The organism is Arthrobacter terrae (assembly GCF_015708085.1).
Classification (GTDB): Bacteria; Actinomycetota; Actinomycetes; order Actinomycetales; family Micrococcaceae; genus Arthrobacter_M; species Arthrobacter_M terrae.
Window position 1 is genome coordinate 16,378 of record NZ_JADNYM010000014.1, and the last position, 22,356, is coordinate 38,733.

Consider the following 22,356-nt stretch of genomic DNA (forward strand, 5'->3'; position numbering starts at 1 on the left):
CGCATCCCATCCCGTCAAACAGTCCCGCTAGGCTGAGGCGAGCCAAAGGTCGGGACCGAAAACCTCGTAATGGATGCGTTCGGCCGGGATGCCGGAGGCCAGGGCCTGTGAACGGATGCTCTTCATAAAGGGCAACGGTCCGCACAAGTACACCGAAGCGTCGTCGGGAATGTCCAGGCCCGCAAGAGTCATGAATCCCTTATTGAAGCCCGCTTCGGGGCGTTCGAGCCAGAGCTGCAATTGGGCGGAGTCCAGCTTCTCAACATCGGCGCTCATCTGCTTCTGCAGGGCCCAGTTCTCCAGCCCCTGGTCTGCATGCAGCACCAGAACTTCGCGGTCCGAGCCGCTGTCCACGAGCGAACGCAGAATTGAGGCTGTGGGCGTACATCCGATCCCCGCCGAGGCGAGCACCAGCGGGTGGTTCCCGTCGCCGAGCGTAACGTCGCCATAGGGGTTCGAGAGCTCCAGCACGTCACCTACCTTAACGGTGTGATGCAAAACCGGCGAAACCTCGCCATCGACGTCGAGCTTGGTTGTGAAGACCCGACGCGCCGCATGTGTATCGGAGTGCAGGGAGTATTGGCGAACCTGATATATCCCGTCCGGCATGGGCACTTTGATGGTAATGAATTGACCCGGGCTGGAGGGGCTGACAGGGGTCTCGTCCGCCGGCTCGAAGGTGAAGGTCATGGAACCCACGCCAGCGGGCTCCTTGCCGGTCAATACCCAGGGGGAAAAGGGCTTGTCATTGGCGGCCTGCGCGTAGAGGCCTTTTTCAATCTTGATCAGCGCGTGCGCCATCAACCAGTAGACCTCGCTCCAGGCGCCGGCGATCTCGTCGGTGATCACATCTGAGAGCTCTTCGGCGATTGCTTCGAAAAGGTACTGGTAAACGATTGGGTACTGCTCCGGAACAATGCCCAACGACGCGTGCTTGTGGGCGATGCGGGACAAGACGGTCTCCGGGAACGAATCCGGGTGAGTCATCAGGTGCGAGGCGAAGGCGACAATACTGCCGGCCAGGGCCTGCTGCTGGATGCCGCTGGCCTGGTTGGAACGGCTGAACAGACCGTCCATCAATTCGGGGCGTGCAGCAAACATCCGGGCGTAAAAGTTGGGCGTGATTACGGGCAGACGTTCCGCTACCAGCGGCATTGTGGCTTCAATGATTGCACGGCCTTGATCCGAAAGCATTGGGTCTCCTTGGTACTGGTGATTACCGACAAGACCAAATTAGCATCTGAAATGCTAGTTTTGAGGCATTTTCTACGATTTGTAGAAAATAGTTTTTCGACCCGTAGTCAGAGCACAGAATCTGCGCTGGATTCAGGCGATTAGCTGCGGAACATTGTGTCCAAGGCCACAAAGACCGGTCGGCCCGGACGCTTCGCCGCGAGCGAGGAGATGACGACGTCATCGAGTTCGCTGTAGAAGGCCTCACGTGCCCGGGCCAGGGCGCCACGCAGTCCGCACCCGTCCAGCAGCGGACACTCCCCCAACGGCGTATGGCAGTCGGCCACGTCCGGTCGGTTGTCGAGCCGGCGCAGGAGCCAGCCCACTGTCGCCACCCGGCCCGCTGCGCTAATGGCCGCGCCGCCGGCCCGTCCGCGGGCGACCTCCACCAGACCCAACTCCCGAAGCCGGATCACTGCCTTGCTGACGTGGCTGTAGGGGATGCCAACGCTGTCGGCTATCTGATGCGACGTCAGCAGGGCAGTTCCACGCCGGGCAGTGTCCGGCGGGGAACTGTCCGCGGCAGCCGACAGCAGCATGACGACGCGCAGGCACAAATCGGAAAAAGCGTTAATGCGCACCCATCAAGAGTATCCGTTCACCCCAGACGGGACTTGAGGCCGGCCAGCTCCTGCGCCAGCTCATCCGGCAGCGAATCACCGAACCGGGCGTACCATTTCTCGATGCTCTGCACCTCGGCGGCCCACTCCTGAGGAACTACGCTCACGGCTTGGGCCATGTCCGCTTCGGTCAGATCGAGGCCGCGGAGGTCAATTGACCCGGGAGCCGGGACGAAACCGATCGGAGTTTCCACGGCTTCGGCGGTTCCTTCGATGCGCTCGATCGCCCACTTCAGGACCCTGGCATTATCTCCGAAACCGGGCCATGCAAACGAGCCGTCGGCTTTACGCCGGAACCAATTGACCAGGAAAATCTTCGGCAGCTTGTCCGGGTTTCCGGTCTTGCTCAGCGTCACCCAGTGCTTGAGGTAGTCTCCGGCGTCGTAACCGATGAAGGGCAGCATGGCCATCGGATCGCGGCGCACCACGCCCACTTGGCCGGAGGCCGCAGCAGTGGTTTCCGAAGAGAGCGTTGAACCCATGAAGATGCCATTGGTCCAGTCGCGGGACTCGGTGACCAGAGGAATAGTGGTCTTGCGCCGGCCACCAAACAAGATCGCGGAGATGGGTACGCCATTGGGCTCGTTGTACTCGGCCGCCAGCATGTCCACCTGGTCAATCGGCGTGCAGAATCGGGAGTTAGGATGTGCGGCGGTGCGGCCCGAATCCGGTGTCCAGGATTCTCCGCGCCAGTCGGTCAGGTGCTCCGGAGTCTCCTCCGTCATCCCCTCCCACCACACGCCGCCGTCGTCGGTCAGCGCCACGTTGGTGAAAATCGAATTCCCCTTGGCGATCGCCCGCATCGCGTTCGGATTTGTGCCCCAGCCCGTGCCCGGTGCTACGCCGAAAAGGCCATCTTCCGGGTTCACAGCCCTTAGCTGACCGTCCGCCCCGAAACGCAACCAGGTGATGTCATCGCCGAGGGTCTCAACCTTCCAGCCCTCGATGGTCGGATCCAGCAACGCCAGATTGGTCTTTCCGCAGGCAGAGGGGAATGCGGCGGTGACATAGTATGTTTTCTGCTCAGGTGACGTCAGCTTCAGGATCAGCATGTGCTCGGCCAGCCAACCCTCATCCCGCGCCATGGCCGAGGCGATCCGCAGGGCGTAGCACTTCTTCCCAAGCAGTGCGTTTCCGCCATAGCCGGAACCATAAGACCAGATGGCGCGTTCCTCCGGGAAATGCACAATCCACTTCTCCTCGTTGCACGGCCAAGCCACATCCGGCTCGCCGTCACGAAGGGGTGCGCCAACGGTGTGCAGTGCCGGAACGAAGAACGCATCCAGTTCTTCCAGCTTCCGAAGCACCGGGGTGCCGATACGGGCCATAATCCGCATCGACGCGACCACATAGGCGCTGTCCGTGATTTCGACGCCGAACTTGGGGTCGTCAGCCTCTAAATGCCCCATCACAAACGGGATGACGTACATAGTCCGGCCGCGCATTGAACCGGCAAAGAGCCCGTGCAGTTTTTCCTTCATCAACGTCGGCTCCATCCAGTTATTGGTGAAGCCTGCGTCGTGCTCGTTCTTTGAGCAGATGAAGGTCTGTTCTTCAACCCGGGCCACGTCTTTGGGGTCCGAGTTGCCGGCAAATGAATTGGGAAACTTTTCCGGGTTCAACCTCACGAGCGTCCCCGCGGCGACCATCTCGTCGGTCAGCCGCGCATATTCCTCCGCGGAGCCATCGACCCAGTAGATTTTATCCGGTTGAGTGAGCGCGGCAACCTCTTCCACCCAATCCAGCAAGCGCGTATTCGTGGTGGGGGCTCCCCCGACAGACTCCTGCAGCGACGTAACGCTCATGACTATTCCCTTCATCGGGTCAGTGGTGTGAAATAAATGCTAGGGCCCCAGGGTGGGTCCATTTGGAGATCACATGTGGGATGTTGTCTCTTGGCCTGACGGTGCAACCTCTACATTCCGGGGTTCTTCGCCTAGGCAACCACAAATAACCGTGATATGAATCACGTAGACCGGTATAGTAAATATGGCGGACCAGCTCCGATTTGTGGCTCGGCCCGGTTCGCGCTAAAGTTGCATACGGCTCGAGGGCCTGAATGCGTGCGTAGCTCAACGGATAGAGCATCTGACTACGGATCAGAAGGTTGGGGGTTCGAATCCCTTCGCGCGCACAACTGAGGTATCAGCAAAAGAGCCGTTAACCTGAGCAACCGCAGGTCAACGGCTTTTTTTGTTGTGGCTTCAAAACCCGCGGTACCCAGGCATCAGAGCGCGACGACCTCGGCAATGCGGTGACGGATCCCGTCGAAATGGCGATTGAGCAGCTCGGAGGCGAGCGGTTTATCTTTCTGAGCCACGGCGTTGTAGATCTTCCGATGCATCGCGGCGGTTGCCACCAGATCCCCGGACTCGACCCCGATCTCAATATGGATCTTCCGGTAAACCTTCCAAAAGACATCCATCAGACTGCTCAGAAGATCGTTCACCAGGGGCTCGAAGAGCAGCGAATGAAACTGCGCATCCGCCTCGGTGAAGTTTTCCCCGTGCCCGGCGAGTTGTTCCATCCGGCTCACGGCCGCATCAATTCGGCCCAGTTGCTCGGTGGTCATCACATCGATCGAGCTGCCGATCAGACCGGATTCCAAGGCCTGGCGAATATCCACCAGCTGCATCGCCTCCAGCCCCTGATGCCGCAGGGATAGCCTTCCCCGGAAGATCAGCCCATCGGCCAGAGCATCGAAATTGCTTGGCGCCACGAACATACCGAAGCCATGGCGGATCTCGAGCACGCCGAGCGCCTGCAGGACCTTGAGCGACTCGCGGAGCGTATTGCGGCCCACGCCGAGCGCCAGCGAGAGCTCATTTTCCGTCGGCAGCGGATCGCCTGCCTCCAGCTCACGCTCCAGAATGAGATCCATGATGTCTGCCTGCAAGGCTCGTAAGCGTGCCTGCGCGCTGAATCGTGCCTGCGGTACGACTGCCGATGTCGCCAATCTGACTCCTTATATAAAGTGTGCCGCCGCCCAGCCGGCAAGGTGCTCCGGGATCACAACGTTCAAGACATACGATATCGGATGTCTAATATCGACGGCGCAGCGGCACTGGCGGGCAGCCGGGACGAGCAGGATATCCGTGATGATTCTGTGATCACCCGCGCACTTGACGGCAGCTGTGACGTCTCTTACAGTTTTAATATAAGCATCGGACGTCCTACATCCGATATCTAACTTTCGAAATGGTGAGCCCATATGAGTAGCACTCTTGAGAATCTTCCACTGATAAAGGATGCATCCCGACGCAACTTCCTGAAGATGGCAGGGGTCCTCGGCACCGCCACAGCGTTCGCCGGTACGCTGGCCGCGTGTGGCACTTCGTCGACGACGACGACTTCCGCTGCCGCCAATACCGCCGCGGTCAATAAGGACCTGGCGATTGAAGCCGGCATCTCGTACTCGCTGTCCACCGGGTTCGACCCAATGTCCTCCTCGGGAGCCACGCCGCTGGCCGCAAACCTGCACATCTTCGAGGGCCTGGTTGAGCTCGACGCGGCCACCCGCAAGCCCTACAACGCCCTCGCCGCGTCGGATCCCCAGAAGATCGATGACACCACCTACCGGGTAACGCTGCGCGATGGCGCGATGTTCCACAACGGCACCCCGGTCACCACAGACGACGTCGCCTACTCCTTCATGCGTGTCCTGGACCCGGCCAACAAGGCCCTCTTTGCGCAGTTCATCCCCTTCATCGATACCGTCACGCCGGTGGACGCCAAGACCGTCGAGTTTAAGCTGAAGACCCCGTTCGCCGGCTTCGGCCCACGGATCTCCGTGGTCAAGGTTGTACCAAAGGCACTAGCCTCCGCCGACCAGAAGGCATTCGACGCCAAGCCGGTTGGAACCGGACCGTACAAGTTCGTTTCCGCCGCCAAGGACGACAAGATTGTCTTCGAACGCAACGACGCCTACAACGGACCCAAGCCCGCGCTCGCCAAGTCGATGACCTGGTTCCTGCTGGCCGACGCCTCCGCGCGTGTGACCGCGGCCCAGTCCGGGCGGGTCCAGGCTATCGAGGATGTTCCGTACCTGGACGTCGACGGTTTGAAGTCCAAGGTTCAGGTTGAGTCCGTGCAGTCCTTCGGCCTGCTGTTCCTGATGTTCAACTGCTCCAAGGCGCCGTATAACAAAAAGGAAGTCCGGCAGGCCCTGCATTACGCCCTGGACAAGGATGCCATTATCAAGACGGCCCTGCTGGGGAACGCTACGGCGGCAACCTCCTACTTCCAGCCGACGCATCCGGACTACCAGAAGGCCGCCACGGTCTATGGGTTCGATGCGGATAAGGCCAAGAAGCTGCTCGCTGACGCCGGTGTCAGCGACCTGTCGCTGACACTGACCACGACGGACACCGCCTGGGTGAAGGATGTCAGCCCGCTGATCAAGAAGAACTGGGACGCAATCGGCGTCAACACAACGCTTGAAGCACTGGCCTCGTCAGCCGTTTACGCACCGGATAAGGTCGGCGGCCTCAAGTATGACGTCGTCGCCGCTCCGGGTGACCCGTCGGTCTTCGGCAACGACGCGGACATTCTGCTGAGCTGGTTCTACCGCGGCGATGTCTGGGCCAAGAACCGCTTTGGCTGGGCCGACCAACCGCAGTACGCGGCTGTGCAGACCAAGATGGACCAGGCTACTCAGGCAACCGGCGATGCCGCCAAGAAACTGTACAAGGAAATCATCGACATCATTGCCGAAGAGGCGCCGTTGTACCCAATCTTCCACCGCAAGCTCCCCACCGCCTGGGACGCCACGAAGCTCTCGGGCTTCGCACCGCTCCCGACGACCGGCCTGAGCTTCATCGGCGTCGGCCGGACGGCGTAGCGTCTGGCTGCATGACACAGACCAAAGGGGCTGTGGCCTCGCGGCCCCGGCCCCTTTGTTCTGACCTCGATCTAACTACGAACACGCCCCGCCTTTGACGCAGCACACCCTGCGGATAAACCGAAACAAACCGGAGAAGCAAATTGGTAATGTTATTGCGACTGCTGGGACGCCGGCTCGCAGCACTTCCGCTGATGATCCTGGGTGTCACCCTGCTGGTCTTCGTTGTGCTGCAGTTTGCCCCAGGTGACCGCGCCGTGGCAGCCCTCGGCGAAGGGGCAACGCCGGAGGCACTGCAGCAGTACCGGCTGGAAAACGGCCTCAATGACCCAATGTTCCTGCAGTACTTCAGGTATTTGGGAAACCTCATCACCGGAGACTTCGGCAAGACACTCCCGCCGCAGAAGGACATCACGAAAGTCATCGCCCAGGCGTTCCCGCTGACGCTTGAGCTGACCTTCCTGGGCGTGCTCATCGCCGTCGTCGTCGCACTGGTATTCGGCGTGCTGGCCGCGCTGTACCGCGATACCTGGGTGGACCAAGTGGTTCGCGTGTTTTCGATCGCGGCCATCGCCACCCCCTCCTTCTGGCTCGGCATCCTGCTCATCCAGTGGTTCGCCCTGGGCACCAACTCGATCTTCCCTTCCGGCGGCCTGGCCGACCCATCGGCAGGCTTCAATGGCTGGATTAAGTCCATGGCACTTCCGGCCCTGGCCCTTGGCGTTCCCGTCTCGGCGTCCCTGATCCGCGTGGTCCGCACATCCATGGTGGAGGAACTGGACCGTGACTACGTCCGGACCGCCGTCGGCAACGGTGTCCCCTACCGCGAGGTTGTGTCAAAAAATGTGCTTCGCAATGCGCTCGTTACCCCGGTGACCGTGCTGGGTCTTCGCGTTGGCTACCTGCTCGGCGGCGCCGTCGTCATTGAAATGATTTTCTCCCTGCCCGGCATGGGTCAGCAGATTCTCAACGGCATTACCAGCAAGGACACCAATCTGGTGCAGGGCGTAGTGCTCGTCATCTCCGTGACCTTCGTGCTGGTGAACATCCTTGTTGACCTTCTCTACCTGCTCATTAACCCCCGAATCAGGACGGTCTAAGCCATGCGCAGCAAACTTGCCGAACGGTTAAGCGCTCCGGGACTGCGGTTCAAGGCCCTGTCCCTGTCCTCCAAAATTTCCCTGCTTTTCCTGATTTTCATTATTGTGATGGCCATTCTGGCCCCGGTCATTGCCCCGCACGATCCGCTGAACACCGGCATTCCGGCCCAGGCTCCAAGCTCTGAGAACTGGTTCGGCACCGACCGGCTGGGCCGCGACGTCTTCTCCCGTCTGCTCTACGGCGCGCAGTCGTCGCTGGAAATCGGTCTTGGCTCGGTGATACTGGCCATCATTCTGGGCGCCACGCTGGGTTCTCTCGCCGCCACCACGTCCAAGACACTCAGTGAAATCATCATGCGCACCATGGATGTGCTGATGGCCTTCCCCGGCATCGCCCTGGCCGCAGTGCTGCTGGCCTCCTTCGGTAATTCTGTTCCGGTCATCATTGTGGCCATTGCGATCATTTATACGCCGCAGATTGCCCGCGTGGTCCGCGCCAATGTTCTGGCACAATACGGCGAGGACTATGTCCGGGCCGAGCGCGTCATCGGGGCCGGGCGGACCTATATTCTGCTCAAGCACATTGTGCGCAACACGGCGGCCCCGGTCCTGGTGTTCGCCACGGTCATGGTGGCGGACGCGATCATCCTCGAGGCCTCGCTGTCCTTCATCGGAGCCGGGATCCAGGATCCCGCGCCGTCCTGGGGCAATGTGATCTCCTACGGCCGCAATCTGGTCCTCTCCGGCGGCTGGTGGGCCACGACTTTTGCAGGTCTGACCATTCTGCTGACCGTGCTGGCCTTGAATGTACTGGCCGAGGGCCTGACCGATGCCATGGTCAACCCGAGGCTGCGCAAGGCCCCGAAGGTAAACGACGACGACGGCTCGGCCGCCGCCCTCGCCCGCATGGGGCTGGATACGGAGGTGGCCACCTCACCGGCCCAGCCATCCGTCGTCGAAGGTCACGAACTGGACCAATTCGAGCAGCAGGGACCCGGGGCGGAAATTGTCACCGGCTCCGAGCTCGCGGGCGTGCTGGACGATCCGCACGCCGCCGCCAACCCGTTCGCCCTGCTCGATCATGAACTCACGCTGCTGCGCGATATTGAAGAGCAGCGCACTGACCGTCTGCCGCAGGTCAGCCCGGCGGCCCGCACGGTGCTGGAAGTGCGTAACCTCTCGATTCGATTCCCCGGCCGCTTCGGTGAGACTGCCATCGTGGACAATGTCAGTTTCACCGTCCGTGAGGGCGAAACAATGGGGCTGGTCGGTGAATCCGGCTGCGGTAAATCCATCACGTCTTTGGCCATCATGGGGCTGCTGCCCAAGACGGCCAGGATCAACGGCTCGATCAAGTTCGATGGCAAGGAGCTGCTGGATTCCGACGCCGGGATCAGCGACGCGAAGGCGTACCAAGGCCTGCGCGGCGAGCAGATCGCCATGGTCTACCAGGATGCGCTCAGCTCGCTCAACCCCTCCATGCTGATCAAGGATCAGATGAGCCAGCTGACCAAGCGCAATGGCCGCAAGACGCCCAGGGAGCTGCTGGAACTGGTCAAGCTGGACCCGGAACGCACGCTCAAGAGCTACCCGCATGAACTCTCCGGCGGCCAGCGCCAGCGGGTACTCATTGCCATGGCACTCTCCCGGTCACCGCGGATTGTCGTCGCCGATGAGCCGACGACGGCACTGGACGTCACGGTGCAGAAGCAGGTGGTGGATCTGCTCAACGAGCTGCGCGATCAGCTGGGCTTCGCGATGATCTTTGTCAGCCACGATCTGGCCCTGGTTGCCTCGCTGGCACACCGCATCACGGTGATGTACGCGGGGCAGGTGGTGGAATCGGCACAGGCGTCCGAACTGCTGCAGAATCCGCAGCACGAATACACCCGCGGCCTGCTCGGTGCCGTGCTCTCGATCGAGGCACATGCCGTCCGGCTGCACCAGATTCCGGGAACCGTCCCCTCACCGCGGGATTTCTCCGCCGGGGACCGGTTTGCCGGGCGCTCGCTGCGCCCGGACGCTGACCCGGCTCAACAGCTGGCCTTCGTGAAAGTCCGCAACAGTGATGCTGCCGGCACCGACAAGGACCACTTCTGGGCGAGCCACCGGAAGGACGACGCGCCGGTCCTGGCCGGAGTTGGCACCGCCCAAGCGGGCACCACACAGTCGGGCACCACCCAGTCAGGCACGGCCCAGTCGCAAACTGCCGGGAAAGGCGCGAAATGAGTACTGTTCTGAACCCCTCCCAGCCGGAGCTCAACGATGCTCCTGTCATTGAACTGCGCGACCTGCATGTGCACCACCGCACTCGCTCCGGCGGCCTGTTCAAGCCGAACTATGTCAAGGCTGTCAATGGCGTGAACTTCACGGTCAGCCGCGGCGAAACCGTCGGCATTGTCGGCGAATCGGGTTGCGGAAAGTCAACGCTGGCAAGCGTTCTCGTGGGCCTGCAGGCACCGACCTCCGGAGAGGTCTTCTTCCACGGCCGTCCCGCCGTCAAGCGCAGCGCCAAAATGCGCAAGGAGTTCGGCCGCGCCGTCTCGGTCGTCTTCCAGGATCCTTCCACCGCCTTGAACCCGCGGATGACAATCCAGGACATCCTGACGGATCCACTGGTGATTCATGGCATCGGCAACGCCGCTTCCCGGGCCGCCAAGGTCAGCGATCTGCTGGCCCTGGTGGGACTGCCGCAGTCGGCCGCCGAGGTCACCCCCTCCCAGGTTTCCGGCGGCCAGCGGCAACGCGTCGCGATTGCCCGGGCGCTTGCGCTTGGACCGGATGTGATTGTCGCCGATGAACCAACGTCCGCACTGGACGTATCCGTGCGCGCGCAGGTGCTGAACCTGCTCTCAGATCTGAAGAAGGAACTCGACCTGGGGATGGTCTTCATCAGCCACGACATCCAGACGGTGCGCTACGTTTCGGACCGGATCTGCGTCATGTACTTTGGCCGGATCGTCGAGGAAGGTCCGGCCCGCGAGGTGTTTGACAATCCCAGCAACGATTACACCAAAATGCTGCTGGGCGCCGCGCCCTCGCTGCTGCACACCTAGCTTCGCTGGCGTCCGGACAGCTGCTCAAATTTTCATCTATTACCAACAACTATTTTGGAGAATACTGTGACTTCCGTCGCTACCCGTTTCCAGGGCGTTATCCCGCCCGTCGTCACCCCGCGCACCCTCGAGGGATCCATTGATGTTCCGTCGCTGGAAAACGTCGTCAAGCACCTGCTCGACGGCGGTGTGGACGGACTATTCGTACTCGGCTCCTCCGGCGAGGTCAGCCATATGACGAACACCGAGCGGGACCTGACGCTGCGTACAATTGCCGGCGTCAACGCCGGCGCGGTTCCGCTCTTTGTCGGCGCCTGTGAGCAGACCACCGCACGCGTGATCGAAGAAGGAAAGCGCGTCGTCAGCCTCGGCGCCGATGCCCTGGTGGTGACGTCGCAGTACTACGCCGTGAGCAACGCGCAGGAAAATGCGACCCATTACCGCAGCATCCATGCCGCCATCGACGTCCCGATCTTCGCTTACGATGTCCCCGTGCGCACCCACTTCAAGCTCCCCACGGATCTGCTCGTTGAGCTCGGCAAGGAGGGTGTGCTGGCCGGCGTCAAAGATTCCTCCGGTGACGACGTCTCTTTCCGGCAGCTATTGCTGGCAGCGCAGGACATTCCCAATTTTGACATCTTCACCGGTCACGAGGTCGTTGTCGACGGCGCGCTGCTTGGCGGGGCCCAGGGCGTTGTTCCCGGACTCGGTAACGTGGACCCGCGCGGCTACAAGAACCTGTACGAGGCCGCCATGGCTGGTGACTGGGCCAAGGCCGCTGCCGAGCAGAACCGCCTTGCCGATGTTTTTGAGATCGTCTATACGCCGCAGCCGGGACGGCTGTCCGGAAACGCCGCCGGTCTTGGAGCCTTCAAGACTGCACTGATGCTGATGGGCGTCATTAAGACGAATGTGATGAGTGCTCCGATGCTGGCGCTGGATGAGGGCGAGACGGCCGCGGTAAAGGTGATCCTGGAGCGTACGGGCCTGATCTAGGCTGGGCCAGGAAACGCCCTGCCCCAACCCGCTTCCCTGCCCGCCGATGACTGCTTACTCCTGAGGATTGAAGTATGACGCATGTGATTGGGATCGACCTCGGCGGGACGAAGACCGCGGCGGGGGTTGTGTCAGCGGACGGGTCCGTGCTGTTTACCGCGCAGACGCCGACGCTGAATCGGGCCGGCGGCGAGGCAATTCTGGAGGCCACCGCCGGCCTGGTCGGGGGGCTGCGGGAGCGGGCCGCTGCTGCGGGCATCGAGGTTTCCGCCGTAGGCATGGGATCCGCCGGCGTCATCGACGCTGACCGTGGCGTCGTGGTCTCGGCAACGGACGCCATCCTTGGCTGGGCCGGAACCCGGATCACAACCGGATTGCAGACACGGCTGGGCCTGCCGGCGGGGGCCGTCAGCGTTGTCAACGATGTCCATGCCCACGCCATCGGTGAGGCGTGGCTGGGCGCTGGCGCCGGATCCTCCAGCATGCTCCTGCTCGCCTTCGGGACCGGCGTCGGCGGGTCGTTCGTCGTCGGCGGCCGGCCGCTGTTGGGACACCGCTATGCAGGGGGCCACGTAGGGCACTTTGCGTCCAGTTATGCCGTGGCCGCTGATGGCACTAAGTTGGCGTGCACCTGCGGTCGTCGGGGGCATGTGGAAGCCATCGCCTCCGGGCCGGCACTGCATGCACTCTATCTGCGCCGCGGCGGCGATCCTGACGCCGTGGACACTCGAGAGGTGCTCGCCCGTGCCGGTGCCGGCGAGGCGGTAGCACTGGGAGCCGTCGACACCGCCGCGCGCGCCGCTGGAGAGGCAATCGGGGGGCTGGCAAATGTGCTGGACCCCGAGCTGGTGGTGGTCTCGGGCGGTCTGGCCGATGCCGGGGCACTGTGGTGGGACCGGATGACTCTCGCGGCAGCCGAGGAGCTGATGCCTCCGCTGGCGGGGCTGCGGATTGAGCGCGCTAGGCTGGGCAACACCGCGGCCATCGTCGGAGCCGCTGCGCTGGTTCTGCGCGCGTAATCGATCGTCGGCTTTGACAAATTATTAGGAGTTAGCATGACCTTGAAACTGACCAATTTGGACGTCCTCAAGGGCCAGCTTATTGTTTCCGCCCAGGCGTACCCCGGCGAGCCGATGCGGGATCCGCGGACCACCGCCCAGGTAGCGGCCTCGGCCGTCATCGGAGGCGCCGCGGCGGTCCGGGTCCAGGGCATCGCTGATATCCAGTTCACCCGTTCTGCCGTTGAAGTGCCCGTAATCGGACTCTGGAAGGACGGCCACGACGGCGTCTTCATCACCCCCACCCTCCGCCACGCGCTGGCATGCGCCAACGCCGGTGCGCACATTGTGGCCATCGACGGTACCCGCCGCCCCCGCCCGGACGGACTGGACCTCGCCGCAACGATTGCCGGCATCCACGCAGAATCCAATGCTCTTGTGATGGCAGACTGCGGCTCACCGGCAGATGCTGCGGCGGCGGCAGAAGCCGGCGCAGACCTGCTCGGCACCACGCTGGCGGGCTATTCCGGCGAACGCACCAAAACGCAGGGGCCGGATCTGGACATGCTGGCGCAGATCGTTGCGGCGGATCTGGGCCTGCCGCTGATCGCGGAAGGACGCATCCATACCCCGGCGCAAGCCCGGCAGGCGCTCGATGCCGGGGCGTTCGCCGTCGTCGTCGGAACCGCTATTACGCACCCGGCCTCCATCACCGGCTGGTTCAAAGACGCTCTCAGCGCATAGTTTGCGTAGCACCGCGTATCGACCGTGCCGCACATGCTCGAAACCGGTCCGTATCGTGCATGAGCGGCATAGTCGACGTAGGCTCGACTCATGGCTCAGACGCGAACGGTTGATGTTGTTATTATCGGTGCCGGTGCTGTGGGCGAAAATGCCGCAGACAAGGTCGTACAGGGGGGCCTCTCAGCGGTACTGATCGAGGCCGAACTGGTCGGCGGGGAATGCTCCTATTGGGCCTGCATGCCGTCGAAGGCGCTGTTGCGGCCCGGAGCGGCGCTCTTGGCGGCCCAGTCTGTGGCCGGTTCGCGGGAGGCTGTCACCCAGACGCTGGATGCGGACGCGGTGCTGAAACGCCGGGATGAGTTCACCTCGCACTGGCAGGACGACAGCCAGGTCAGCTGGGTGGAGAACGCCGGCATCGAACTCATCCGCGGACATGCCTGGCTCACCGGGGAGCGCTCCGTTGAGGTGGCGGGGAACGACGGCGGCACGCACGTTTTGCACGCCACGCACGCCGTAATCCTGGCAACCGGTTCCGTGCCCACTGCTCCCCCGCTGCCCGGATTGGCTGACATTGAGTATTGGGGCACCCGCGAAGCGACGTCAGCGCAAACCGTACCGGATCGGCTGACGGTCTTCGGCGGCGGCGTCTCCGGTACCGAACTGGCACAGGCGTTCGCCCGGCTCGGTTCCAGCGTCACGCTTGTGGCCCGTGGCGACCTGCTCACGATGTATCCAACCGAGGCCCGCGAGCTGGTCAAGGCCGGCTTGCGCGCTGACGGCGTTGACCTGCGGCTACACACCTCTGCGGACAGCGTGCAGCGCAATGCCGGCGGCGAGGTGGAACTGGTCCTCTCCGAGGGCGGCGGAACGGTAACGTCCGATGAACTGCTGGTTTCCACCGGCCGGCACCCGGCACTGGAGGGGCTGGGGCTGGAGAGCATCGGGCTGGAACCGAAGAAACTCACGACCGACACCACCGGCCGGGTTGCCGGCAAGGATTGGCTGTACGCCGTTGGGGATGCTGCCGGGAAGGTGCTGCTGACACATCAGGGCAAATACGAGGCGCGTGCCACAGGCACAGCCATCGTGGCCCGCGCGGCGGGAACACTGCACGGCGATCCCGCCCCCTGGAGCGCGGGCGCGCAGACGGCCAACGACGGAGCGGTACCGAACGTTGTTTTTACCGACCCGGAGATTGCCTCGGTCGGCTTGTCTCTCCAGCAGGCGCGCGACGGCGGACGAAACGTTTCCGAGGTGTCCCTGCCGATCGCGGTGGCCGGATCCGCACTGTATGCGGACGACTATAAGGGCTGGGCCCAGCTGGTGATCGACGAGGATGACAAGACACTGTTGGGTGCCACCTTTGTTGGTCCGGACGTCGCCGAACTGCTGCATTCGGCCACGATCGCCGTCGTCGGGCAGGTTCCGCTGGAGCGCCTGTGGCACGCCGTCCCGTCCTACCCCACAGTGAGCGAGGTTTGGCTGCGGCTGCTGGAGAAATATGGTCTCTAAGGCTATTTGAACTGACCGGTCAGTTTTGATAGGATTTTCATGGCTCATTAATCCACCGGAAGGCCATGCCTGTGCTGTCGGCTTCGAAGCTCCATGTCCAGGGCCGTCACCGGGACCTTCTCCCGGCGACCAGCCTGGCGCCTCAGCGCGGAACCCTGCTCCTGGTCCAGGGTGACGGCCAGGACCGGCGCACCGCGCTGGCGCTGACCCTGACCGGAAGAATGCGGCCCACGTCCGGATCCGTGCACTGGGGACATGAAGAGGGCATTGCCCATCTGCGCCGGCACAGCGCGCTGATCGACGCACCGGACGTCAACGAACCCGAGCAGCATCTGAGCGTGCAGGATCTGACCGCGGAGGACCTGGCCCTGGTTCCGGGTAAATTCCGCGACCGTACCCGCCCGGCGGCATGGTTGGCCAAGCACGGGCACGCGGATATTGCCGCCAAATGGGTCGACGAACTGGCCCCGGAACCGCGGCTGAAGCTGCTGACCGATCTGGCCCTGGCGAACGCGGACGTCGATGTCCTGGTGGTCGACTCACCGGATAGGCACAGCGCCGATCCGCAGGACTGGCTACCGTTCCTGCAACGGCTCGCGGCAGGCAACGGCACATCAGCCACGTCCGGCACGCCCGACTCGTCCGGCACGTCAGACACCGCAGTCCCGGTGCGTCCGCTGACGGTGATTGTCACCGTCGCGACCATACCGGGGAACTTCCATGGCGCCGTCGCCCGTCTGGGAGACGCACCTCCCGGGGTAACCCCAGCCGGGAGCCCGGGCACGGAACCGGCCCCTAACGACGAATCGCAGGAAACCACATGACCGTCCTCCGTCTCGCTCTTTCCGAGCTCAAGCGCATGACGGGGGGCCTGCTTCCGAAGCTGACCATCCTGGCGCTGATCATGGTTCCGCTGCTCTACGGGGCTCTTTACCTGTATGCCAACTGGGATCCGTACGGCAATCTTGACCAGCTTAAGGCGGCCGTTGTTGTTCAGGACCAGGGCGCCACCACCAAAGACGGCAAGCAACTCCAGGTGGGCAATCAGGTGGCGCAGACGCTGATCGACGGCAAAAAATTCGACTGGGTCAAGGTGGATTCTGTCCAGCAGGCGGACAGTGGCGTGGAATCCGGCGAGTACGCATTTGCCCTGAAAATCCCCCGGGACTTTTCCGAAAACCTCGCCTCACCCGAGCATTTTGATTCCGCGAAACAGGCTATTTTGGGCGTCACCACCAATGATGCCAACAACTATCTGCTGACCTCCATTGTGGACAAGGTGACCACGCAGGTGCACGAATCCGTGGCCAAGGAGGTCGGGCAGGCCACGGCGGACACGCTGCTGACCGGCTACGGCACCATTCACGCGCAGATCGTCAAGGCGGCCGACGGCGCCAGCCAGCTGGCATCAGGAGCGGCAGGTTTGCGGGACGGTGCAGCACAATTGCACGCGGGCACGAGTACGCTGACCGGCGGCGCGAATCAGCTGGTGGACGGCCAGAGCCAGCTGGTGGCCGGAGCGGACCGGCTTAATACCGGAGCCGCGCAGCTGAGCACCGGTCTGGGCCAGCTGCAGTCCCAAACCACCTCGTTGCCGACAGACAGCCAGGCACTCTCCACGGGCGCCGCCCAGGTGGCGGCAGGAAACGCGACGCTGAACACGAAAGTCCAGGACGCCGTCGGGGGGCTTGATCAACTGGATGCGGCGGCAAAAACCGGCTTCTCGCAGCGGCTCGATGCGCTCGTGGCAGCCGGAACGATCCCCAAGGAAGACGCGGACAAGATCAAGGCCGACGTCCAATCCGCCCCGGTCAGCCAGGCCGTGCAGGATGCCAAGGCGAAGCTGAATATCGATGCTGCGGACGTGCAGCAGCTGGCGGCGGGCTCGCAGGCCGTGGCCGGGGGCGCTGCCAAACTCGCCGCGGCCGCTCCGACCCTGACCGGCGCCATCACCCAGGCCAACGACGGCGCTGCCCAGCTCTCCGCCGGGGCCGCAACGCTGGCCAGCGGTCAGCAGACCGCCCTGGACGGCAGCCGCCGGCTCGCTTCGGGCGCGACGACGCTTGAGGGCGGCGCCACCAAGCTCGATGACGGTGTGCAAACGCTGTCCTCCGGTGCAGCCACGCTGGCCGATGAACTCGCCAAGGGTGCCGGTCAGGTCCCTCATCCCGACGACGCGCAAAAAGCCAATGCCGCCAAGGTCATCTCGGACCCAATCGCGGTCAATTCGCTGTCCCAGGCTCAGGCCGCCAACTACGGCTCCGGGCTGGCACCATTCTTCCTCGTTCTGGCCCTGTGGATCGGTGCGTTCATGCTGGTCCAGGCCATGCGGCCGGTGACCCAGCGCGCCCTGGCCTCCAACGCACCGTCCTGGAAAATCGCCGTCGGCGGCTGGCTGCCGTTCTTCCTGGTCTCCACGCTGCAGGCCGTGGTGATGTACCTGGTGGTCTATTTCGGACTCGGACTGAACCCGTCGCATCCGGTACTGACCCTGGGTCTGCTGCTGCTGGCCTCGATGGCCTTCACCGCCATTATCCAGGGCGTCGTGGCGCTGCTGGGCACGGTGGGAAAGTTTGTGGTGCTGATCCTGCTGGTGCTCCAGTTGGTCAGTTCCGGCGGCACGTTCCCCTGGCAGACCACGCCGGGACCGCTGCATGCGATCCACACCGTCATGCCCATGGGCCACGTAGTGGAAGGCATGCGGCACCTGATCTACGGTGCGGGTCTGGCCCCGGTGGGACCAATTGTGCTGGGCCTGATCGGCTACACGCTCTTCGGTCTGCTGTTGTCCTTCCTCGCAGTACGCAAGCATAAGTTCTGGACGCTGAAGACTCTGCAACCGGAGATCGCGGTATGAGCGAACCTGCCCGCCCCGCCCAAACGCGGCGGCCCGTCCGGACCAACGCCACCCGGCAAAAACTGTTCGAGGCATCAATGCTGCTGATCGGCGAGCGCGGACCCGCCAACGTTACCGTGGACGAAATCGCGGCCGCGGCGGGAGTTTCCAAGGGCACCGTGTATTACAACTTCGGCAGCAAGTCGGAGATGATCGCGGCCCTACTGGAGCACGGCGTGGAAATGCTCGAGTCCCGCTTGGCATCTGCTTCGCCCGCTGCGAAGGCCGTGGACGATCTGCAGGAAATGCTCGGCGCCATGCTGGATTTTTTCGCCGAGTATCCGTCCTTCGCCCAACTGCTGGTCAGCGAAATGTGGCGTACCCCCGGCGAGTGGCACGAGACCCTGACCCTGCTGCGCGAACGGCTGGTCAGCGTTATCGGCGCCGCGGTGGAACGCGTGGCACAGGAGAACCAGGTCGATACTCAGATCACCCCGGCCAGCGTCGCCGGGGCGATCCTGGGAGCAACGTTCGTGATCGGGCTGGACCGGCTGGTGTTCCATCCGGACCGCTCGCGGGAACAGGCCCTGGCAGTGGTCATGACCGTCATCCGCGGCTATCTGAGGTAACCCCGGGGGCAGTGGCTGGGTTTCAGGCCGCGCGCGGAACCGCGAAAGCCGTGGCGCGGGCGTCCTGACCATCGAGCCCGGCCCAGGATCCGGCGTACTCGAAGACCGCCAGCGCACTGGTGGGGTAACTCATGGCCAGATTCGTATACGCTGCCTCATCCGAATCCCGGGAGGCCAGCCGCAGACCCAGATCCTGGATGCCCGGCAGATGACTGATCACCAGCAACGTCCGGACAGTCTGGGGCAGATTGTTCACGACGGCGAGCATCTCCCCCGCTGAGGCAGCGTACAGCCGGTCCTCCAGCTTGGCAGTGGGCGCCTTGTCGCCGAGCTGCTGACACACCCACGTACAACTCTGCCGTGCCCGCAGAGCGCTGGAACAGAGAATAAAATCAGGGATCACCGAGTTTTCCAGCAGCCACCGGCCCGCAACGGCCGCATCCGCGTGCCCGCGCTGCGCCAGCGGCCGGTCATGGTCCGCCACACCCAGCGGGTACGCGGCCTTGGCATGGCGCATTAGGACAAGCCGCAGCAGGTGTGTTTCGCTCATGACCTCAGTCTAATGACCGCCGTTAGATGGAGTATTCCGGAGCCGCCCAGACCACTACTTCGGGATGCTCGTAGAACCGGTACCCCTCGCCGCGGACCGTGCGGACGGTATTGGCCAGCCGGCCCAGCTTGGACCGGAGCCGGCGGATGTGGACGTCGATGGTGCGCTCATTAGGCACCTCGTCCGCATTACGCCACAGCCCGTCCAGGAGCTCCTCGCGTCCCACCGTTCGGGTGCCGTGTTCCACCAGGTAATTGAGTAATTCAAATTCCTTGAACGTCAGATTCAACGTCTCCCCATCCAGGTGCACTTCCCGGCGCGCCAGATCAATCAGCACCCCGGTGGGCCGGGTTTCGGGCACCGTCCGTAGCCGGGCCGTTTCCTGACGCTGACGGGCCGGCCCCGCCGGATCCCCGAACGTGGACCGGACAACGTCCAGAGCCGTCCCGGGAGCATCCGCCGGGGCTATGGCGACGGCGGCATAGCTCTGCGCCTGCGGCAGCAGCGTCTGCGCGTAGGCCCGGATGTCCTGGGCCAGCTTAGCCAAGGAGGTTCCCGCCTCGGCCGCCGTCTCCTCATCCACTCCCACATACAGGACAAACCCGCGCGCAACATTCTCCACCTGGGCACTACGACGGTTCTCTAAGCCGGGAACAACGGCTGCTGGAGCACGCACGGGAGCGGCCGGGAGGTAAGGAGGGCGGCTGCCCTGAGCGGGCGCCAGGGTTCGGGAGTCCTGATACCCGAGACCGTAACCTGTCCCCGGCGCCGGGTGTGGCTGGCGATCGGCAAATTGCGCCCGGAAATTATTGTTGGTGGCGCCGCCGGTGGCGGCCTTGCCCGCGTTTCGGACGGAGATGTGGACGTATCCGGATGCTACTGACATGGTGACCTCGATGTGAATAGCCGCTTTGGCGGCGCGAATGCTTTGTCACTCCCGCCTAAGTGGCAGGGTGAATGCCCATGACGGGCAGGCCCGAAGGCCCATAATGCCTAAACTCCGGGGTAGTGAGTCAGGCCTGCATTCGACAACAGCACATGAGCCTGCCAGCGGTTTCGCTGGGCAGGCTCCCTGCGGCTGCAGATGCCATTGAGTGGATGTTCACACTGAGAGTCTGCAACGTAACAAACCCGACGTGCAAGTAACATTGGGTAAAACTGTCCGCATGCTGAGACGAAGACGTCCAGAGTGACGCACGTCATGCCTTATCCAGCGGCCTGCACTGGCCGCGCTTACGGCTGGGTTGCCGAGCTGCCGCTGCATGCATGCCGGCAGAAAAGTGAGACCAAGGTCCGCCGCTTTATTGCCGCCGCGGGTCACGAACTACGCACACCGCTGACGGCCTCCACGGATATGCCGGACTGCTGCATGCCAACGGAATTCTGACAGATGAAGGGAGGAATTCGGTGGACCGGGAGCACCGGGGCACCTCATTCATCGTCCACCTGCCGCCGAGGCTGGTTATGCTGTGAGACCAAGGTCTAGCCGCGCAGCGGCCGCCGAAAACTGAACTGCGTCACGCTGTGCATTTGATCGCGCAACCGGACGTCGTTGCGCCGATTGAGCAGGACCAGCGCCCAGACACCCGCCACCAGGGCAACCACAGCGCCGATTCCGACCGACCAACGGGCCCCGAAGACGGTCCCGATCCAACCGACCAGCGGTGCCCCTATTGGCGTTCCGCCCTGCAGCACCACCATGTACACCGCAAGAACGCGTCCGCGCATCACCGAATCCGTGGAGAGCTGGACGCTCGTGTTGCAGGCGTTCATAAACGTCAGCGAGGCCAGCCCCACGGGGATCAGGGCAAGGGCATAGAGCCAGTAGCTGGGCATCAGCGCCGCGACGGCAACGAACACCGCGAACGCCAGCACCCCGCCGATTACGTAGCGCATTCGTGTGCCCTGCCGCCGGGCCGCCAGCAGCGCCGCCGCCAGTGTGCCCACGGCCATGACCGAACCCAGCAGCCCGTACTCGCCGGGCCCCAGATGGAAAACCTCCGTGGCCATCAGTGCGTTAGTGATCTGGAAGTTCATCCCAAAGGTGGCGACCACCCCGACCAGCACCATAATCATCATCAGGTCCGGACGCTGCCGGATATAGACCAGGCCCTCCCTGATCTGCCCCTTGCCCCGCGGTGCGCGGGCGCTGGTATGCAGCTCGTCGGTGCGCATCCGCAACAGCGATATCAGCACGGCAAGGAAGCTGGCCGCGTTGAGCAGGAACGCGGTACCGGTGCCAAAGTAGGCAATCAGCAATCCGGCCACGCCGGGGCCGGCCAGACGGGCGAGGTTAAACGAGGCGCTGTTGAGGGCGACGGCGTTTGGAACGTCGCGCTGCTCCACGACCTCGGAGACAAACGCCTGCCGGGACGGGGCGTCAATGGCACTGGCAACGCCAAGCAGCAGTGCGATGGTAAAAACCTGCCAGAGCTGGACGGCATTGGTCACCACCAGTAGTCCAAGAGTCAGCGCGCACAGCCCCATTGCCGTCTGTGTGCACAGCAGTATCTTGCGCTTGGAGACGCGGTCCCCCAGCAGCCCGGCGAACGGGCCGATAAAAATGATCGGGAGGAACTGCAGACCCGTGGTGATGCCCACCGCCGTCCCGGAGTGGTTGGTCAGGATGGTCAGCACCAGCCAGTCCTGCGCCACCCGCTGCATCCAGGTCCCGATATTGGAGACCAGCGCACCGCCGACCCATAACCGGTAGTTATGGACCTTCAGGGCCCGGAACATTTCCTTCATTTGCCGCTCATTCGCTGCAGGATACACGCCGCATCGGCGAGCACGGCACGCTCTGCGGGTTCCATCCCCGCGAGGCGTTCCGCCAGCCATGCCGTCCGGTGGGTGCGCGCCTGGGCCAAAATGGCGCGGCCGGCCGGCGTGATATTCACCAGCACCTGCCTGCCATCCGTGGGGTGGTCACTGCGGTTCACCAGCCCGGACCCTTCCAAGGCGTTCACGATCCTTGTCATCGACGGTGCCTGGACGTGCTCCCGGTCGGCGAGCTGCCGCAGGGTCATCGGATCCGGGTGGATCGCCGCGAGCACGGAATACTGGCCCGGCGATACGGCCTCGCCGCTGCCCTCCGTACGCAGCCGTCGCGAAGTGCGCATCACGGCGATCCGCAGATCAACGGCCAGGGCGCCGACATCCTCCGGAGCCGACAGCTCCGCACGTTCTACTATTGTCATATAGTTACCTTAGGTCATTACCCTTGCTAAGTACATTCGGCCAAT

At 63.3% G+C, this 22,356-nt stretch carries 20 protein-coding genes and 1 tRNA gene; 13 read left to right on the forward strand and 8 right to left on the reverse strand.

All coding sequences use genetic code 11. The features are described from left to right. Positions 1-27: 27 nt before the first annotated feature. From IV500_RS11860 to IV500_RS11870, 3 genes are all read right to left on the reverse strand, one after another. Positions 28-1,194 (reverse strand): globin domain-containing protein, encoded by a 1,167-nt coding sequence (locus IV500_RS11860; RefSeq protein ID WP_196397024.1) that lies wholly within the window; start codon positions 1,192-1,194, stop codon positions 28-30. A gap of 140 nt (positions 1,195-1,334) precedes the next feature. Beyond that, positions 1,335-1,814, reverse strand: a complete 480-nt coding sequence (locus IV500_RS11865) for an RrF2 family transcriptional regulator (protein WP_196397025.1) — start codon at positions 1,812-1,814, stop codon at positions 1,335-1,337. Positions 1,815-1,831: 17 nt separating this feature from the next. After that, positions 1,832-3,658 carry a phosphoenolpyruvate carboxykinase (GTP) gene (locus IV500_RS11870; protein ID WP_196397026.1) on the reverse strand — a complete coding sequence of 609 codons (1,827 nt, stop codon included), beginning with the start codon at positions 3,656-3,658 and terminating at the stop codon, positions 1,832-1,834. A 256-nt stretch (positions 3,659-3,914) separates the two neighbouring features. Here IV500_RS11870 and IV500_RS11875 point away from each other — a divergent pair. After that, a tRNA-Arg gene (locus IV500_RS11875) sits at positions 3,915-3,987 on the forward strand. Positions 3,988-4,080: 93 nt separating this feature from the next. Here the strand turns inward: IV500_RS11875 and IV500_RS11880 are convergent. Continuing rightward, positions 4,081-4,809, reverse strand: a complete 729-nt coding sequence (locus IV500_RS11880; RefSeq protein ID WP_196397027.1) for a FadR/GntR family transcriptional regulator — start codon at positions 4,807-4,809, stop codon at positions 4,081-4,083. A 255-nt stretch (positions 4,810-5,064) separates the two neighbouring features. Here IV500_RS11880 and IV500_RS11885 point away from each other — a divergent pair, with 255 nt between their 5' ends. From IV500_RS11885 to IV500_RS11935, 11 genes are all read left to right on the forward strand, one after another. After that, a complete protein-coding gene (locus IV500_RS11885) occupies positions 5,065-6,693 on the forward strand; it encodes an ABC transporter substrate-binding protein (protein WP_196397028.1) in 1,629 nt (542 codons plus the stop codon). Positions 6,694-6,836: 143 nt separating this feature from the next. After that, positions 6,837-7,793: an ABC transporter permease gene (locus IV500_RS11890; protein ID WP_196397029.1), complete on the forward strand. Its 957-nt coding sequence runs from the start codon at positions 6,837-6,839 to the stop codon at positions 7,791-7,793. 3 nt (positions 7,794-7,796) lie between these two features. Further along, complete coding sequence (locus tag IV500_RS11895; RefSeq protein ID WP_196397030.1) at positions 7,797-10,022, forward strand: dipeptide/oligopeptide/nickel ABC transporter permease/ATP-binding protein; 2,226 nt, start codon at positions 7,797-7,799, stop codon at positions 10,020-10,022. Beyond that, positions 10,019-10,849, forward strand: a complete 831-nt coding sequence (locus IV500_RS11900) for an ATP-binding cassette domain-containing protein (protein WP_196397031.1) — start codon at positions 10,019-10,021, stop codon at positions 10,847-10,849. The genes IV500_RS11895 and IV500_RS11900 overlap by 4 nt, the downstream gene beginning before the upstream one ends. Before the next feature lie 66 nt (positions 10,850-10,915). Then, a complete protein-coding gene (locus IV500_RS11905) occupies positions 10,916-11,845 on the forward strand; it encodes a dihydrodipicolinate synthase family protein (protein WP_196397032.1) in 930 nt (309 codons plus the stop codon). A gap of 74 nt (positions 11,846-11,919) precedes the next feature. Continuing rightward, on the forward strand, positions 11,920-12,864 hold the full coding sequence (locus IV500_RS11910; protein ID WP_196397033.1) for an ROK family protein: 945 nt from the start codon (positions 11,920-11,922) through the stop codon (positions 12,862-12,864). A gap of 36 nt (positions 12,865-12,900) precedes the next feature. Next, entirely contained in the window at positions 12,901-13,587 is a 687-nt protein-coding gene (locus IV500_RS11915; protein ID WP_196397034.1) for an N-acetylmannosamine-6-phosphate 2-epimerase, read from the forward strand. A 90-nt stretch (positions 13,588-13,677) separates the two neighbouring features. Then, positions 13,678-15,099 (forward strand): dihydrolipoyl dehydrogenase family protein, encoded by a 1,422-nt coding sequence (locus tag IV500_RS11920; RefSeq protein WP_196397035.1) that lies wholly within the window; start codon positions 13,678-13,680, stop codon positions 15,097-15,099. A gap of 65 nt (positions 15,100-15,164) precedes the next feature. Then, positions 15,165-15,923 (forward strand): heme ABC exporter ATP-binding protein CcmA, encoded by a 759-nt coding sequence (locus tag IV500_RS11925; protein ID WP_196397036.1) that lies wholly within the window; start codon positions 15,165-15,167, stop codon positions 15,921-15,923. After that, a complete protein-coding gene (locus tag IV500_RS11930) occupies positions 15,920-17,956 on the forward strand; it encodes a YhgE/Pip family protein (RefSeq protein ID WP_196397037.1) in 2,037 nt (678 codons plus the stop codon). Before IV500_RS11925 ends, IV500_RS11930 begins: the two co-directional genes overlap by 4 nt. Continuing rightward, complete coding sequence (locus tag IV500_RS11935; protein WP_196397038.1) at positions 17,953-18,564, forward strand: TetR/AcrR family transcriptional regulator; 612 nt, start codon at positions 17,953-17,955, stop codon at positions 18,562-18,564. Before IV500_RS11930 ends, IV500_RS11935 begins: the two co-directional genes overlap by 4 nt. A gap of 22 nt (positions 18,565-18,586) precedes the next feature. Here IV500_RS11935 and IV500_RS11940 read toward each other — a convergent pair whose 3' ends face one another. Beyond that, on the reverse strand, positions 18,587-19,114 hold the full coding sequence (locus IV500_RS11940; protein ID WP_196397039.1) for a SixA phosphatase family protein: 528 nt from the start codon (positions 19,112-19,114) through the stop codon (positions 18,587-18,589). 22 nt (positions 19,115-19,136) lie between these two features. Next, positions 19,137-20,000, reverse strand: a complete 864-nt coding sequence (locus IV500_RS11945; RefSeq protein WP_196397040.1) for a winged helix-turn-helix domain-containing protein — start codon at positions 19,998-20,000, stop codon at positions 19,137-19,139. A gap of 315 nt (positions 20,001-20,315) precedes the next feature. Here IV500_RS11945 and IV500_RS22145 point away from each other — a divergent pair, with 315 nt between their 5' ends. Then, entirely contained in the window at positions 20,316-20,501 is a 186-nt protein-coding gene (locus IV500_RS22145; RefSeq protein ID WP_312875910.1) for a hypothetical protein, read from the forward strand. A 95-nt stretch (positions 20,502-20,596) separates the two neighbouring features. Here IV500_RS22145 and IV500_RS11955 read toward each other — a convergent pair whose 3' ends face one another. Further along, complete coding sequence (locus IV500_RS11955) at positions 20,597-21,862, reverse strand: MFS transporter (protein ID WP_196397041.1); 1,266 nt, start codon at positions 21,860-21,862, stop codon at positions 20,597-20,599. Continuing rightward, a complete protein-coding gene (locus tag IV500_RS11960; RefSeq protein WP_196397042.1) occupies positions 21,859-22,311 on the reverse strand; it encodes a MarR family transcriptional regulator in 453 nt (150 codons plus the stop codon). Before IV500_RS11960 ends, IV500_RS11955 begins: the two co-directional genes overlap by 4 nt. Between the last annotated feature and the right edge of the window lie 45 nt (positions 22,312-22,356).